Origin of the sequence: Pseudomonas taetrolens, from assembly GCF_900475285.1 — a bacterium.
Taxonomy (GTDB): Bacteria; Pseudomonadota; Gammaproteobacteria; order Pseudomonadales; family Pseudomonadaceae; genus Aquipseudomonas; species Aquipseudomonas taetrolens.
Genome location: NZ_LS483370.1, coordinates 3,936,006 through 3,951,609 on the forward strand (window position 1 = coordinate 3,936,006; position 15,604 = coordinate 3,951,609).

At 58.3% G+C, this 15,604-nt stretch carries 13 protein-coding genes and 1 pseudogene; 1 reads left to right on the top strand and 13 read right to left on the bottom strand.

Annotation, left to right across the window (positions count from 1 at the left end):
* Nucleotides 1-85: 85 nt before the first annotated feature.
* The 12 genes and pseudogenes from DQN55_RS18310 to DQN55_RS18365 all read right to left on the bottom strand — a co-directional run.
* A pseudogene (locus DQN55_RS18310) lies at nucleotides 86-3,187 on the bottom strand (AvrE-family type 3 secretion system effector); the annotation flags it as partial.
* A gap of 70 nt (nucleotides 3,188-3,257) precedes the next feature.
* Nucleotides 3,258-4,355, bottom strand: coding sequence for a type III secretion system export apparatus subunit SctU (gene sctU / locus DQN55_RS18315; protein ID WP_048378510.1), 1,098 nt, complete (start codon nucleotides 4,353-4,355; stop codon nucleotides 3,258-3,260).
* Complete coding sequence (sctT, locus tag DQN55_RS18320) at nucleotides 4,352-5,149, bottom strand: type III secretion system export apparatus subunit SctT (RefSeq protein ID WP_048378509.1); 798 nt, start codon at nucleotides 5,147-5,149, stop codon at nucleotides 4,352-4,354. The genes sctU and sctT overlap by 4 nt, the downstream gene beginning before the upstream one ends.
* Nucleotides 5,150-5,162: 13 nt before the next feature.
* Nucleotides 5,163-5,423, bottom strand: coding sequence for a type III secretion system export apparatus subunit SctS (gene sctS / locus DQN55_RS18325; protein ID WP_048352628.1), 261 nt, complete (start codon nucleotides 5,421-5,423; stop codon nucleotides 5,163-5,165).
* Between the two features lie 7 nt (nucleotides 5,424-5,430).
* Nucleotides 5,431-6,084, bottom strand: a complete 654-nt coding sequence (gene sctR / locus DQN55_RS18330; protein WP_048378508.1) for a type III secretion system export apparatus subunit SctR — start codon at nucleotides 6,082-6,084, stop codon at nucleotides 5,431-5,433.
* Entirely contained in the window at nucleotides 6,081-7,094 is a 1,014-nt protein-coding gene (locus tag DQN55_RS18335; protein ID WP_048378507.1) for a FliM/FliN family flagellar motor switch protein, read from the bottom strand. The genes sctR and DQN55_RS18335 overlap by 4 nt, the downstream gene beginning before the upstream one ends.
* Nucleotides 7,091-7,546: a type III secretion system HrpP C-terminal domain-containing protein gene (locus tag DQN55_RS18340; RefSeq protein ID WP_053070888.1), complete on the bottom strand. Its 456-nt coding sequence runs from the start codon at nucleotides 7,544-7,546 to the stop codon at nucleotides 7,091-7,093. The genes DQN55_RS18335 and DQN55_RS18340 overlap by 4 nt, the downstream gene beginning before the upstream one ends.
* Nucleotides 7,543-7,944 carry a hypothetical protein gene (locus DQN55_RS18345; RefSeq protein WP_048378506.1) on the bottom strand — a complete coding sequence of 134 codons (402 nt, stop codon included), beginning with the start codon at nucleotides 7,942-7,944 and terminating at the stop codon, nucleotides 7,543-7,545. The genes DQN55_RS18340 and DQN55_RS18345 overlap by 4 nt, the downstream gene beginning before the upstream one ends.
* A complete protein-coding gene (locus DQN55_RS18350; RefSeq protein WP_269460143.1) occupies nucleotides 7,931-9,283 on the bottom strand; it encodes a FliI/YscN family ATPase in 1,353 nt (450 codons plus the stop codon). The genes DQN55_RS18345 and DQN55_RS18350 overlap by 14 nt, the downstream gene beginning before the upstream one ends.
* Nucleotides 9,280-10,194, bottom strand: coding sequence for an FHA domain-containing protein (locus tag DQN55_RS18355; RefSeq protein ID WP_328587159.1), 915 nt, complete (start codon nucleotides 10,192-10,194; stop codon nucleotides 9,280-9,282). Before DQN55_RS18355 ends, DQN55_RS18350 begins: the two co-directional genes overlap by 4 nt.
* Nucleotides 10,191-12,281 (bottom strand): type III secretion system export apparatus subunit SctV, encoded by a 2,091-nt coding sequence (gene sctV, locus DQN55_RS18360; protein ID WP_048378504.1) that lies wholly within the window; start codon nucleotides 12,279-12,281, stop codon nucleotides 10,191-10,193. Before sctV ends, DQN55_RS18355 begins: the two co-directional genes overlap by 4 nt.
* Nucleotides 12,278-13,390, bottom strand: coding sequence for a TyeA family type III secretion system gatekeeper subunit (locus DQN55_RS18365; RefSeq protein ID WP_048378503.1), 1,113 nt, complete (start codon nucleotides 13,388-13,390; stop codon nucleotides 12,278-12,280). The genes sctV and DQN55_RS18365 overlap by 4 nt, the downstream gene beginning before the upstream one ends.
* Before the next feature lie 352 nt (nucleotides 13,391-13,742).
* On the opposite strand from DQN55_RS18365, the gene DQN55_RS18370 reads away from it, so the two are divergent.
* Nucleotides 13,743-14,189: an RNA polymerase sigma factor gene (locus DQN55_RS18370; RefSeq protein ID WP_408634600.1), complete on the top strand. Its 447-nt coding sequence runs from the start codon at nucleotides 13,743-13,745 to the stop codon at nucleotides 14,187-14,189.
* 103 nt (nucleotides 14,190-14,292) lie between these two features.
* On the opposite strand, the gene DQN55_RS18375 is transcribed toward DQN55_RS18370, so the two are convergent.
* Nucleotides 14,293-15,510 (bottom strand): MFS transporter, encoded by a 1,218-nt coding sequence (locus DQN55_RS18375; RefSeq protein WP_048378501.1) that lies wholly within the window; start codon nucleotides 15,508-15,510, stop codon nucleotides 14,293-14,295.
* Nucleotides 15,511-15,604: the final 94 nt, after the last annotated feature.

Genomic DNA, 15,604 nt, shown 5'->3' on the forward strand with positions numbered 1-15,604 from the left:
TCGTAGACATCTCCACCCTCCCCAGGAGAATTTCCATCATTTTCGGGAAATCGGCTTCTTTCACTGAAAAGTTGACGCTGGCGCTTGTATCACGTGCAACAGCAACGGCAGCCTCTGCTCCGACCCGGACTCCACCCCCGAGGCTCCCCTCCAGCGGCGAGAGTAATTTACCAACGCCCACGGCGGCCTTGCCCCCCAAAACCGTGTTCGTCCTGATCTCAATATTGGCCCCACTGTCGGTTCGGCTGATCGTCACCGCGTTAGCCTTTGCCTTCGAAATGCCGACCGTGAAATCAAGAAAAGGGGCCCTGGGAATGCCATACATCAGCAAGCCGAATCCCATGCATTTTTCGCGGCTCGGTGTGATGGACTGACCACTGCCGGATTGCTGGAGGTGTTGCATCAACACTTCTTTGACCCCCAGCTCCCGCTCCAGGCCCAACATGCGCGCCATATGAAAATTCAGGGCCGAGCCCGGCGTACCCAGGTCTTTGGCCAATAATTTGAAGTTGTGGTAAAGGGTCTCGGCCTGTTCAAAACCGTTGATGTTTTGACAGGTCTTTTTATGCACCGGATGGTCATGGTAACGCTGCATGATTACGCCCAACGCCTCGGCAACCGCCGATTTTTCGGAGTCGCCTCCTTCCAGTAGGGTCACGAGCTGACTCAGTTGCGCAAGGACCTGCGCATGATGAATCAGGTCGCTCTCAATCAGCGCCGTCGGGTTTTTCAAATCGCGAGAGTCACCCGGGTTCCACTTGGAAAGGACAAGCCCCTGCGCGTCATAACTGCGCAGCAAGGCAGCCGTCATGTTGGACGTCGAAGGCCACACGTTGTCGAACGCCTGGCGCATCCGGTAAAGGCTAGATGCTGACTGCCGCGGGCTGCTGGCAACCTGATTCATCTCGGGAACGACCTTCAGACCGTGCAGATCGCCCAGTCTGGACGCCAGTGAAAAGCTGTTTGCTTCAAGCAACGCAAGCGCACGTTCAAGATCGCTCACCACCTTCTGTATTGCGTGACTGTCGCTCAAGGACTCAAGCCGCGACCGTATGTCCAGGGCCGGTGGCTGACTGCTCGCCAGCCGATCAAGCTGCCCGCGCAAAGCCCTGTCAGCAGCGTAAAGCCCTTCAAGCCCTGCACGCCCCTTGAAGCGATGCTGAATATCGAGCCCCATATTCCTCAAGCCCTCCAAAGGTTTGAAATGCGCTCCGAGTCCCTCCAGCAGGCCTCTGTCAGGGTCGATGCCTTCGGTTTTATGGCCGAGAAAACCTGAGGTCAAGACCCAGGGCACTCCCCAGAGGCTGCCTTTTATTTCTCCGCTGCTTAAGGTCGTTTTCAAAGAGGGCTCGCGGGGGCTGGAGGCTGAAGTCAACGGCACCCATTGCAGAGCACCTGCAGTCGAGTCCTGCAATTGCCTGTAACGCTCGTTCCAGAGGTTCAGTTGCGGGCTGTTCTCCCCCCAACTGGCAACCAGGTGTTTGCCCGCGCCCATGTGCAGCGATTTCAAGCGTTCATTGTCTGGCAGCGCCATATGCACCCAGGCAACCTCTGACGAGGCAGCGCCTTGCCAATCCGCTTTATCAAGCCGCAGCAATTCACCCGCCCGGGAGTGGGCATATAAATGGGCGTGATGATCCAGCGCCAATGCCTGTATGGCTTTCGGGTTCTTGAACTCGAGGGGCGTATCAACGCCATCAATATGGGTGTGCAGCCGATTATCACTGCCAAGGCTCACGAAGCGCCTGCCATTTTCCACCGCGAAACCGCTGATGGTGCGCTGCGCGTCACCCGCCATGACCTCATCGAGGCTAATGGTGGTACGCGCCGGGTTCAGGGGCGCCAAGTCATAACTGGCCCCCATGTACAGCGGTTCACGACTTTTATGGGTGGCCAGAGCCTTCAACTGCCCTGCTTGCAACACATAAGCACGACCATCGAGGCCACGCCCGAGATGCTCGACATCGACCTGATCACTCGGGTCCCAACGTTGCCCTGATGGGTCCCACGACCACAGTCTGCGCCCCTCCAGTGCAACCTTGCCGCGCTGCCCCAGTTCAATCGCACCGGCCAGTGCCTGTAACCCGGGTTCCGGCAGCCCTTTTTCAATCACCTTGAGCATCACATCACTGAGATTCCAGCCCGGCAGCAAAGGTCGTTTATCCGTGAGCACAGTGCTGTGGAGTTGCTTGTGCGGATCAAGCAGCAAGGCATTGAGTTGTCCATCATCGTCATGCATGAAGCCCTTGAAGCTCACCGCTCCCCGATGCCAGCCTTCAAGTTCGTCTATCCCCACATGGACCATTTTCAAGCAGCCGTGATCGGCCGTGCACAAGTCCCCGCGCAGTAACTCGCCTTCCGGAGTCGAGGCGTAAAGGATATCCCCGGTCAAACCGATATGCGCGATCTGCAAGGTTTCGCCTGATTCACTGACGGGTGCAAGCCACCGGCTGCAGCCTTGCACAGAGTGCCGGAGTTGAAGAGTGCCTCCGTCTATGACAGGTGCAAGCCTTACCTCGGTGTCACCTTCAACACTCATGTCGCTGACACCCAGCGACACTTTCATCAGCGCCCCTTCACGGGTCAGACCAATACGCCCGTAAGCCTGCGTGTCTTTGTCGGCCAGCCACGAGAGAGTTTTCGGTTCAAAACGGAAAAGCTGCTGGTCCACCAGGCGAAACTGTCCACCTTCCTGTGTGGTGTAGATACCGCTGACCTGCCCGAAATGAGAGCGCCCAGGATTGGTCTGCGCAGGGACCTGGGGCCGGCTGCTCTTGAACACCGCTGCGGCCGCAGGTGTGGGCTGCACATAAAACACAGTGTGCTTGTCATCCAGCAGACGCAACCCCTGCCCCTTGCCCGGCAAACCCGGGTCCTTTCTATAATGGGTGGGCAATCGGTTGAGATGGCGGGCTATGTCCTGACCGGCCGGCGAGCCTTTTACAGAGACCTTTCCATGGTGCAGCTCGGCGCAAAACGCCATTGAAAAGGACCGGTAATCCCGGTACTGGGTCAGCTCCGGCAACGCCTTGATGCAACGACCCAGCTGAAAAAGATCGGAGCACACTTTCCAGATTCTGCGAGAGGCCGGTTTCTGCTGGACCGCGCCTTTGCCAAACGTGTCAGCCGCCGACACAAGCAAACAGTTCGATCCGGCAACAATGGAATCCAGGGGCTCGACGGGCATGACACTCTCGACTGATCGACTGATGGTTTTTGAGTGTTTTCAATCCTTCACTCGGTTCCATCACTGTCGATCAACGCATGTCCAGTTCCGGCAGTGTCAGGGTTTCACGCCGCGCGTCATCGTCCAGCTCGCGCAGTGTGCGATAAATCATGGCCACCGCCTGCAAGGTGTCGCGACCAATGCAATGACCGGCCTGCTCACGATACAAGGTGCGAGCCAGCCATACACACTGGATGACGGGCACGTCGGCGGCCTTGGCCCTGATAATCATTTGACGCGCTTGAGCACCTTCAGCTTTATCGAGCAACACCGGCAAGGGCGTCTGGGGTGGGCGGTAATACAGTGCGACGGCGATATGTGTGGGGTTGATCAGCAGCATGTCCGCTTCCTCCAGCGGCGGTTGCCGGGCCGATGAGGCCTCTTGAGCCTGTTCTTGAGCGAGCCCCCGGCGCATCATTTTGACGTGTGGATCACCTTCGATGTCCTTGTACTCCTTGATCACATCGACATATGACATGCGCATGCGTCTGGCAAAGAAATACCGTTGCAACGCCAGGTCGATCAGGGCAATTACGAACAGCAGGGCCAGGCACGTTCGTAACAAGTGCTGGAACAGAGCTGTCAATGCGTCGATGTATCCCGGCAAACTGCCGTGGACCCATCCCACCAATCCCCCCAGGGACGGGCTGATCACCCGGTACAACATCCAGCCTATCAGCAGAGCCTTGATCAGCCCCATGAGCATGTTCATCAATGACTGGCCCGAAAACATCTGCCGGACCTGGTTGATCGGATTGAGCCGATTGAAGTCCGGCGTGAGGGTTTGCGGGGCAAGCAGGAAACCAAACTGCAACCAACTGCCAAGCAACTTCATCGCAATCGCGCCACAGGTCATCAACAACGTAAAACTCAGCAACACCTGTCCCGCCTCAACAGCGACCTCTTGAAAGGCTCGCGCGAAAGGTTGGCCCATCAGTGTCACGGGCAACATCAACAATTGCTGAAGACGCTGCAGGCTGCCCTGGGCCGAGGCCAGAGCCATTTCGCTCAACAACGTCAGCACCAGCAACTTACCAACGTCCTGGCTCTGCGCCACCTGCCCTTTGCTGCGCTGGTCCCGCAGCTTTTTAGGGCTCGCCGCAAACTTTTTTTCACCGCTATCGCTCATGGCGCCGGGGCCTTGAAGAACTGCGCGAGAGAATGCTTCAGATCCACCAGCCCCCCGAGACGCCCGACTATCAAGTCCTCCAGCTGCGGCAGGTAAAGCAACAGGAAGCACAGCCCGGCCAGGCTTTTGGCCGGCATCGACAACACGAATACCTGTAGCTGGGGGCTATAGAGGCTCAACAAGGCAATCGCGAATTCCACCATCAGCAACAATGCAATGAACGGCGCGGCGTAAAGCACCATGTGAGTAAAGGTATCGCCCAGCAGCTCGATGAACAGCGCATACCCTCCGCTCGCCAGAGTCGGCAACCAGACCGTGGGCGGCCATATCAGGTAACTGTCCCAGATCACTTGAGTCAGGCTGCCCAGGCCGAGGGTAACGATCAGCAAAAACACACTCAGTTGCTGGAACAAATGCCCGATCGGCGTCGCATCCGACCCCAGCGAGGGATTGAGTTGCCCGCCAATCAACGCCCCGCGCTGATTGTCCAGCAAGGCACCGACGGACTCGAACAGCCAGAAAGGCATGGACAGCAATACCCCCAGAAGCACACCCAAAACTGCTTCTTTAAGGATCAGCCCGCACAATGCCAACCCGCTCAATTCAAGCCCCGAAAGGCTGTGATAAATGCCTGGCGCGGGCATCAACGCCAATGAAAAGACGATGACGTGACGGGGCATCCCGCGCACATGCTGGAAACAAAAAGCCGGGATCAGGTAAAAGCACGGATAAAGGCGAGCCATCGCAATGGCAATACTGGGCAGGAACTCAAGGTACGAAGCAGGTAACGTCATGTCCGGCCCCCCTTTAGAGCGCAGAACGCGCAGCCATGTCGAAGGTCAGTTGGGTCAATTGCATCAACTCAACCCCGACCCAGTGCCCGGTTAACGCCAGCGTGATCCCCACTGCCACCAGCTTGATACCGAAGGGTAAAGTCTGATCCTGAATCTGCATCAATGCCTGGACCAGTGAGGTCAGTACACCGACAACCACCGCCACGATCAGCGGTGGCGCAGACAGCACCACCACCAGCAGCATGCCCTGTTTAAACAGCAGAATAGGCTCCATAGGGGCCTCACACGTAAGACAGGAAAAGACTGTCGAGCAGACGCGTCCACCCCGACACCAGTACAAACAGCAGCAACTTGAGGGGCAATGAGATTGTCATGGGCGACACCATTTGCATCCCGAGGGCCAGCAGCAGATTCGACACAATCAGGTCAATGACAATGAACGGGATATAGATCAGAAACCCGATCTCGAAACCCGCCTGCAACTGTGACAACACAAAGGCCGGCACCAGCAGGATCAGATCATCGCGATCAACGTGTTGCGCCATGTGCGCAGGCCACAGGCGCGCAGTGTTATCCAGCAGGTGGGTCAGTACATCAGGTGCCGTATTGCGCAGCATAAAGGCCCGCAAGGGTTGCAAGGCCTGCAGGCCGCTGTCTTGCAAGGCCTGCACGCTACTGAGGTCGATCGGCGACTGCTTGAGGTTTTCAGAGATTTCATAACCCACCGGGGCCATCACAAACAATGTCGCGGCCAGTGCGATGCCATACAGCGCAATGCTTGGAGGCACTTGCTGCACACCAATGGCGTTACGGGTAATCATCAGGACGATGCAGATTTTCAAGAATGCCGTACACACCACCAGCAACATCGGCATCAACGATAAACCGCCGAGAAACAATGCCAGTAAAAGGGGATCAACCCCCTGAACGGTCATCGCGAGAAAGTGATGCGGGACAGTTGCAAGCCGAGGCAACCATCGACCTCCACCAGTTGACCCTGACCGATAGGCCGATCTCCATAATAAAGCCCGGCCATGCCCGCGCCGTAACCCTCGACATTCAGCACAACGCCCGGCGCCAATTGCCTGAGCTCGCCCAAACTCAAGTTGAGGGTTCCGCAACGCACACTGAGTGCCACTGACAATTGCTCGAACGGCTCGTCAGGTTCAAGCGCACGCAGCGACTCATCCAGCGCCCCGGCATCGGAGCTGGCGAAAAGAACATCATCCATAGCCACTTCCTCAACAGAACAAACCCTCAGGCGCCTGAGCCTGTCTTCATCATCAATACGCACGTCCAGCCTGAGCCGCCCCACGTTTAACGAACCCAGCCCTTCGCCGTTGAACTGCAGGCGCTCCGGCAACAGAACGTCGCCCGCGTGAACCGCACGCAACTGCCCGATACCCAACTGCACATAGCCAAGCACCAGCGGAATCGATACCGGAAACGGGCCAGGCAGCGGGACCTTGAGCGGTTGCCACGGCCCCGCGTCATACAGCGCCAGCAACCCCTCGGCAGACATGACCATTCGGCCTACACAGCGCGACGCCCCCCGCACCACGCTAATCCGGCATTCAAAGGTGCCTTGCCGAACGTCTGCCAACGGTTGCAGATAACCAAACAGGCTCATTAATTGCGGGCTCATGCACTGCTGAAAAAGCGTCCAGAACCACGACTCCGGATCGTTTCCCGAGTCGGCCAGGGTCACCGGGCACTCGCCAAACAGGCTGAGAATGGCGTCCGCATGACTCAACGTTATGACCGCACACCGGCTTTCCAAAGAAAGCGCCACCCCTCCTGACGTTGGCCCCCGCCCCGGCTCAAGCAGTAGCTCGCCCGGTTCGTCGCCAACCTGAAACTCCAAGCGCAGGCCACGCCCCAGTCGCCGATAAGCCGCGACCGCCTGGCGATCCAGGCGCGGGAAGGTGATGGCGCAGGGAGTCATTGAGCGCCCCCCCGCTGTAATGACACCCGCACGGGTTGCCCCAGCCTGCGCGCCAGACGCTCCTGACAGCATGACTGCTGAGTCGTGAGCCAGCGCCCCGTGCAGGCTAGCTCGGGCTGCAGGGCGATATTCCAGACTCCGCGCTCATACCCTGCACTGACCTTGATCCGACCGCGACGCACCAGGTCAATGACAAACTGCAGGGGCCAAGGGCCGCTTCCTCCTGCGCGGGATAACAGCGGCTCGGACAAGGCCTTGATCAGTTGCGCATCGCCACCGGGCACGACACTCAAGCCCGTAGCCGGCGCATTGCTTTCACCGCCACGCAGCAGGTTGATAAACAGCGTGCGGTCCGAGACAGATGCTCCTGGGTTAACCACAGCAGGCCAGGGCGCGCAGTAAGCATCACGCGATGGCACACGGGGCGGGATCCGCTCTGGAGGCAAGGTCACAGGGACTTCTCCGCCAGCACGCGAATTTTTTCTACCTGACGCAAGCACTCCGCGGCCCGTTCGCGAGCGCGCTCAAGTTGTGCGCCTTGCTCGCGCCGTTGCTCGATCAGCCCCTGCAGTTGCTCGGCTTCCCGGGCTGTTGCGGCGGTCAACGTGCGCTCTGCTTCGTTCCAGCGCATAAGGGCACGGGGTGACAGTACCTGCCCCTGGTGTTCATCCAGCAGGGCCGTTCGGCTCTGTTCTTCATGCTGACGGGCTTGCTCGACCGCTATGCGAGCCTGCTCGACCTCACTCTCCACTGCCCGTTGCGCCCTGCGCGCAGCCTGCACCGCACGTTCAGCCTTTTGGGCGCGGTACAGGCGCAGTTGCTGTAAAGCCTCACACTCAAAAGGGCACATAAGCGGTCAGCGCCCTCAGTTGATCAAGGGTTGCCGAGAAAGGGCTGGGGTCACGCAAATCCTGTCGCAGAAAAACCTCAACGCTCTGACGACTTTCGACCGCCCTATCGGTCAGGGCATCATTGCCCGCCTGGTACTCCCCCAACTTGAGCATCAGTTCGATCTGCTGATGGGCCGACAGCAACCGCCTCAAGGACGCCCCGCTCAGAACATGCCCCGGCTCTGCCACATTGCTCATCACCCGGGACAAACTGCCCAGCACATCAATCGCCGGAAAATGTCCGCGCTCCGCCAGCGCTCGCGAAAGCACGATATGCCCGTCCAGCAAGGATCGAACCTCATCCGCCACCGGATCGTTCATGGTGTCCTGCTCGATCAGCACGCTATAAATCGCCGTGATGACGCCGTTGCAAGTCAGCCCTGCGCGTTCCACCAAGCGTGGTAACAGGCTATAGACCGACGGGGGCAAGCCGCCGCGCCCCAGCGGCTCGCCAGCGGCCAGGCCAATTTCACGCTGGGCCCGGGCAAAACGCGTCAGGGAATCGATCAGCAATAAAACCCGCTGCCCCTTGTCTCGAAAGCCTTCGGCCAATGCCGTCGCGGTGAAGGCTGCACGCGCGCGCTCCATACTTGAACGGTCAGCCGTCGCACACACCAGAACCGCTTTTGAACGCAGCGTTTCATCCAGTTCATGGTCGAGAAATTCCCGCAGCTCACGACCACGTTCACCGATCAGGCCAAAGACAATGACATCGCACTCGACGTTCCGGGCAATCTCCGCCAGCAAGGTGGTCTTGCCGCACCCCGCTCCCGCAAACAGCCCCATACGCTGCCCTTCACCCAGCGTCATCACGCCATCGATAGCCCGTATCCCGGTGGACAATGCACGGCTTATACGCGGTCGGTCGGTCGGTAAAGGCCCGTCGCACATCACGGCATGCCCCGCGTCACTCGACAATCTGGCAAAGGCGCCCGCTCCACTGTCGTGAAGCGACCGGCCGAACCCGTCAAGCACCTGCCCCAATAAATCGTTGCCCACGCGAAGCCGGTGCGCCCCGCCCAGGCGTTTGACGGCCGCTCCCGCGCGAATACCTTGCAGGTTGCCCAGCGCACTGAGCATGGCGTCCTGCTGATCAAAACCGATGATTTCGGCCAGTATCCATGCCTGATCTGACGTCTCGACCTCGTACAGGTCGCCGATCCGCGCCTGAGCCAAGCGGCATTGCAACAACGTGCCGCTGACCCGCTGCACTCGTCCGTACAACACCACCGGCGAATAGCCGGCCAACACTGCCGACTGCCGCCGATGCCAGACCTCCAGCCGCTGCTCGATACTCACCAGCGCACCTCATAATGCCGCTTGCCTTCAAACAACAGCCGGTGATTATCGATAAAGGTCAGACGCAGCCCCTCCACTTCATCACCGAAAAACATGCGACGACCGCCTGCAAGGACCACATGGGCTTTTTTACCGCCGATGATCTGAACGATTTTGAATGGCAGGTCCGGGCTGATTTCCTGCACCCTGTTGATGACCTTTACCGGCGTGTCGAATTGCGTCTGAAAGCGATCGAGCATCCGTGAAACCAGTGGTAATTGCACTCTCAAGACGTCCCCCCTCAGCGTCACTTGATGATTGGCCAGCTCCAGCCTGATGACGCTGGCCAATTCACGTTCACTCAGCATTCTGAGTAATTGCTGCTGTACCTCATGGGAGGTCTCCAGCCGGGATTTGCCATCGATTACCGGGGACTCCAGGGTTGCAGGGGCCTCACTCACCGGCCAGCAGGCCAGGCCGGTGAACGCCAGGGCCAGCACCGTCAATACGCCCATCAGTGGTTTTTTCCATCGCGGTCTGTCGACCGTGCTCAGATCATCGACCGCCACCGCTGCTCGCGCAGAAGGCGTATCGACCGGCGCCTCCGGCCAGGGACAGTCAGCGTTGATCACGCATAGCCGTATACCGCTTATGGCAAATTCAGCGCCGGGTAGCAGGTCTGCAATCTGCGCGGCGGCATTCCCAGCGTCGTCCTGTACGAGTCCTTCCAGGGCCTGTACCCGCCACTTGCCCTCGATGCATTGCAATTCGGCATGACGGGGTTCAATACCCGGATCGTATAACGCCAGATCGGCGTCTTCATGAGCGCCGATCCCCCAGCGCTCTCCCACCAGAGGCAATGCCGCCCCCTGATGCAAACCGCTGAGGACACGCAATTCAACCATCACGAAGTTGCCGGCCTGAACGTTCAAAAGGCAGCCTCATGAATCAAACTTTCGTGGTCCAGATCAAAGCGGCCAAGCACTTTCACCTTCGCCGAGCCCAGCAACTCGGCAAATGACAAAACCGGCACATGGTTGAACTCGTCGATCAATAGCGTACGCAGCGGGCTGCGCAAATCGTGTGCAACCAGCAACACCCGTTTTTCGGACAAGCGCGGTGCAAACGCGTCCTTGAGCAACGCCACAAGCAGCGTGCTGTGATCACTGTCCAAGGCAAAGAACACGCCAGTCTGGGTTTGACGCAACGCCTCACGAAAGATGTTTTCTGTCTGCGGCGAAAGCAGCCAGGCATGCAGCCCGTCCGGTTCGCTGTACAGGTGGTAAATTTGCGACTTCAGGGCGATGCGCGCGTAGTCCACCAGCGCCGAAACTTCACGCTCATGCTGCCCGTGCTCTGTCAGCGCCTCGACAATCAAGCGTACGGCACGCAGCGGTACGCCCTCCCCGGCCAAACGCTGCAACACGGCCGCAAAACGCGAAAGCGGCATAATCCGCTGCAGTTCCTGAACCAGTTCCGGTTGACTCTGCTCCAGCCAGGAGAGAATCGATTTGCTCTCCTGAATGCCTAAAAACTGCGGCCCGCTGATCATCATCGCCCGGCGCATGCGCTCAAGGATCAGGCAGTGGGCACTGTAGGTTTCAACCTCCTCACTGGCAGGCAGCGGATCATCCGGCTGCAGCCATAGCCAGTCCTGTTCATCACGTTGCTCACTGCCGTTGAGCGCATCCGTGGGCTCGTTCGACAAGCTGCCCCGCAGGACGGCGACCCGATCGCCAAAGGTTGCCTTGAGCAGCGGAGCTTCGTGCACACAAAAGCGGAATTCATCCGCAGCCAGCGTGGCGTTGTACTCGATTTCAAAGGGGGGCAGCGTAATGCCGACTGCCGTGACAATGCGGTTACGTGCCTGGCGAATCGCGTGAATCAGTTGAGCGGTGCGGGCCTGATGCTGTTGGGCGTCCGAAAACTGCAGCACATAGGCGCGTGAAGGGTCGAAACTTCTCAAGTCGTCCTGGCCATTGTCTTCGGCGGCGACCTGCGGCATATCGCAAGTGACCGGCACTTCGGGCTTGCGCTGCCACCACAGGAAAAACCCCAGTAAGAAGCTCCCCAGCCCGATCACCCCAAACACCAGCGTCGGCATGCCCGGCAATACCGAAACCCCCCCCATACCCACTGCAGCAATCATCCAGCTTTTGGGTTCTCGGGTGATCTGCTGCGCAATCTGGTTGCCGATGCTGCTGCGCGCACATTGATCATCAGGCGCCACACGGGTAATGATCATTCCCGAGGTCAACGACACCAGCAGGGCCGGGATCTGCGCGATCAGGCCATCACCAATGGTCAGGACCGCATACAACTCGATGGCATCCGCTGCACTCATTCCATGCTGCAGCATGCCCGTGGAGAAACCGCCCAACAGGTTGATCACCACGATGACCAGGCCGGCAATGGCATCACCCTTGACGAATTTCATGGCGCCATCCATTGCACCGAACAGCTGGCTTTCCCGGGACAGTTGGTCGCGCTTGTGACGCGCCTGATTGCCGTCGATCAATCCGGCACGCAAATCACTGTCGATGGACATTTGCTTGCCCGGCATCGCGTCCAGGCTGAAACGTGCCGAAACCTCGGCCACGCGCTCCGAGCCCTTGGTGATCACCAGGAAGTTGACGATCGTGATGATCAGAAACATCACCAGCCCGACCGCTAGATTCCCCCCTACGACAAAGTTTCCGAAAGCCTCGACGATGTGGCCTGCGTCCTGCTCCAACAAAATCAGGCGCGTTGTCGCAATCGACAGCGCCAGACGAAACAGGGTGGTCAATAGCAAGAGTGAAGGGAAAGAAGAAAACGCCAAGGGGGTAGGCAGGTAAAACGCCAGGACAATCAGCAAGCAGGAAATACAGATATTGATCGCGATGAGCACATCGATCAGCCAGGTCGGCAGCGGAACAATAAAGATGAAAACCATCCCCAGAACAATTCCGGCGCCCAGCATTTCACCGCCTTTGGCCATGCTTGAAAGGGCTTTATTGAACCATTGCACGCCTGTCATTGCGTATCTCGGGCCCGGCCGCCCGCTGGCCCGACCCGGCCTTCGTCATGAGTGCGCTGTCCCATCAATAACAAGAACACCTGCAAGGTGTCCTGACGTCGCGAGTCATCGTGCCACAGCGCAAGCGGAAGGCTTTGAAGCACTGAATGAATTCGGTTCAGTGCACTCAATTGGCGGTTTGGGTGATCCCCGCCCAGCTCCCGGCCCAGGCACTGGACTTCATTCCGGTCAATGCCTGAGTGCGCGTAGCCGAGCAAACGCTGCAGCAGGCTGACGGCCGTGTGCCCGGCCTGCGGTTGCCAGGACAACGAGCACTGAATGAACAGGCGGCAACTGTTCAGCACACTGCTTAGCTGACGGCATCCCTGTAGCCCGAGCAATAACGTGTGCAGCCTGTTGGTCGGCTGCGATGGCCGCTGGGCGGCCATGTCATCAGCCAGGGCCCGGCACATCATGCGCACCCCGGCAACGAGGTCATCTTCCGCGAATACGTCGAGCAATGCCTGCAAAATGTTCGCCACCGATTGCTCACCCAGCACATTGGCGTAGTACGCCTCGCGGACTGCCTGGCGTTGGGCGGGATCGCCCCTCGCCTGTTTCAACGCCTGGACGGTGTTGAGACCGGCCTGGATCTGCAGGGCATAGTGCGTGTGAACCTGCACCTGTAAATCCAGCGCCAGACCGGCTTCATGCTCACGGCCCTCGGCCTGGGCCAGGGCAATCACATGCTGCAATACCACGTGGGTCCGTGTCGGATCACCGCCGGTCAATGCCAGCAAACGCTCGACATCGGGCTTTGACAGGAGCTCCTGGCGGACACATCTGGACAACTGCCCAAGGCTGATCTGGGCGGGATGCCCCAGATGCTCATACAGCTCGGCCATCTGCCTGATGCGCTGGATTTTCTGCACCCGCACATCTGTAGCCGACGCTCGACGTGTTCGCTGAGACAGGGCTTTGTTGCTGCCTTCAACCTGTTGACTGAACAGCATGCCGACTTCTTCGACGGCATTTTGCTGCGATGCTTGCTGCGTCGGTACAGGCACAACGGATGAGGAGCCTGATCGGCCCAGTGCCTGCGCAGCATCGTTTCTCACGTCAACTTTCATGGGGCTACCGCTCAAGGATGTTTCGCTGACCTGTGTGGTCAGTCACAGGCAAACAGTTCCCGGGCAGTTCAATGCATGACAGCTTGAAAAAGTTGGCGCAAGCACAGCCACCGTTATGCAAACACTGGCACACCCTACCGCCAGCAAAAAAATAATTTGCATATAAATCAATAAGATATAAAAGAATCTGGATTGGCACAGGCGATGCTTAGGACGTCCTCATCGAACCCTTTCGATAGCGCATACCTGAGGACAAGTAATGGATCGCACTGACCACACTTCAATAAAAACCTCGCTGGCCTCTCGCAAACACCTCCTCGAGCTGTCCACCGAACTCCAGAAAAAACTGAGGATGTTTATTCACAAGCGGGTTCTTAACCCCGAGGATGCGGACGATATTTTGCAGTTGACCTGCCTTGAAGCCTGGCGCAACAGAGATCGCTTCAGCGGCCAGGCAAGTCTCAGTACCTGGATGTGCGGCATTGCTCAAAACCTGATCCGCAGTCACTTTCGCCGCGTGTACGCAAAGCCGGTGCACTGCGAGTTCGATGAACTGCTGTCCCACGGACAAGACTTCGGTACTGATCCGGGGGGACAGTTCGAAATCAATCAACGGCTTGAACGCACCCTCATTGCCATCAACCAACTGCCAGCAGAAATGCGCAAGACGGTGTACGCGTCACTGGAAACCGACGGCAACTATCGCGATACCGCCTGCGCCCTCGAAGTCCCCATCGGCACGGTGCGCTCACGGCTCTCACGTGCCCGTGAAAAGCTCAGGATCGAAACCTGTTCGTAAGGCCGATGGCCGGATGAGAGGGGCCTCCAACCACAGACACCGGTAAAAGGAAGTCCATGGTTGAAGGAACGTGCTTAAGGCCAGGGATTGCCTTGCACCCGGTTTATATTTTTTTCGTACGCGGCAACAAGATGGCCAGCACACCGAACAGCGGCAGGTACGAGCACAGGCTGTACACATATTCAATGCCATGAATATCCGCCAAGTGGCCGAGCAAGGCCGCGCCAATCCCGCCGAAGCCGAACATCAGCCCGAAGAAGATCCCGGCGATCATCCCCACATTACCCGGCACCAATTCCTGGGCGTAGACCACAATCGCCGAGAACGCCGAGGCCAGGATGAAGCCGATAATGACACTGAGCACACTGGTCCAGAACAGATCGACATAAGGCAGCAGCAAGGTAAACGGCGCCACGCCCAGAATCGAGAACCAGATCACCGCCTTGCGGCCTATACGATCGCCAATCGGTCCGCCGAAAAACGTGCCGGCTGCGACAGCGCCCAGGAACAGGAACAGATACAGCTGTGAAGTCTCGATTGAGACATCGAACTTCTCAATCAGGAAGAAGGTGTAATAACTGGTCAGGCTCGCCATGTAGAAATACTTTGAAAACACCAGTAAACCCAGCACCACCAGCGCACTCAGCACCCGCTGGCGTGAAAGGCCATGGGTCGCTTTCTGCCCGGCCTTGAGCTTGAACAGGTTCAAGTGGTTGCGATACCAGCGGCTGATGACGTAAAGCAGCCCTACTGCGAACAGCGCAAACAGTCCGAACCAGGCCACATTGCCCTGACCAAAAGGAATGATGATCGCCGCTGCCAGCAACGGTCCAAAAGCCGACCCCGCATTGCCGCCCACCTGGAAGGTTGACTGCGCCAGGCCGTAACGCCCGCCCGAAGCAAGCCTTGCCACCCGGGAAGCTTCCGGGTGAAACGTTGAAGACCCGATTCCTACCAGCCCTGCGGCAAGCAAAATCAGCGGGAAGCTGCCCACCTGAGACAGCATCAGAATCCCCACCAGGGTGCAAACCATCCCTGCCGGAAGCAACAACGGGTTGGGATGACGATCGGTGTAATACCCCACCCATGGTTGCAACAGCGAAGCGGTGAGTTGAAACGTCAGGGTAATCAGGCCGATCTGAGTGAAGGTCAGGTCATATTTGGCCTTGAGCATCGGGTAGATCGACGGCAGTACCGCCTGGATCAAGTCATTGATCAAATGCGCCAGCGCCACGGCGCCGATAATACGCATGACAAGCGGGCTGGATTGAGGGACATCGGGAGACGCGGTTGTATTTGTTTGAGCGTTACTGAGGGCCATGAGAGTTTCCGAACAACAGATGAATGCACACTGCAGGTAGGTCAATGTGCCATTTTTGAGCGTAACAATGCCATGCAATGGCTGAAAAACCTTA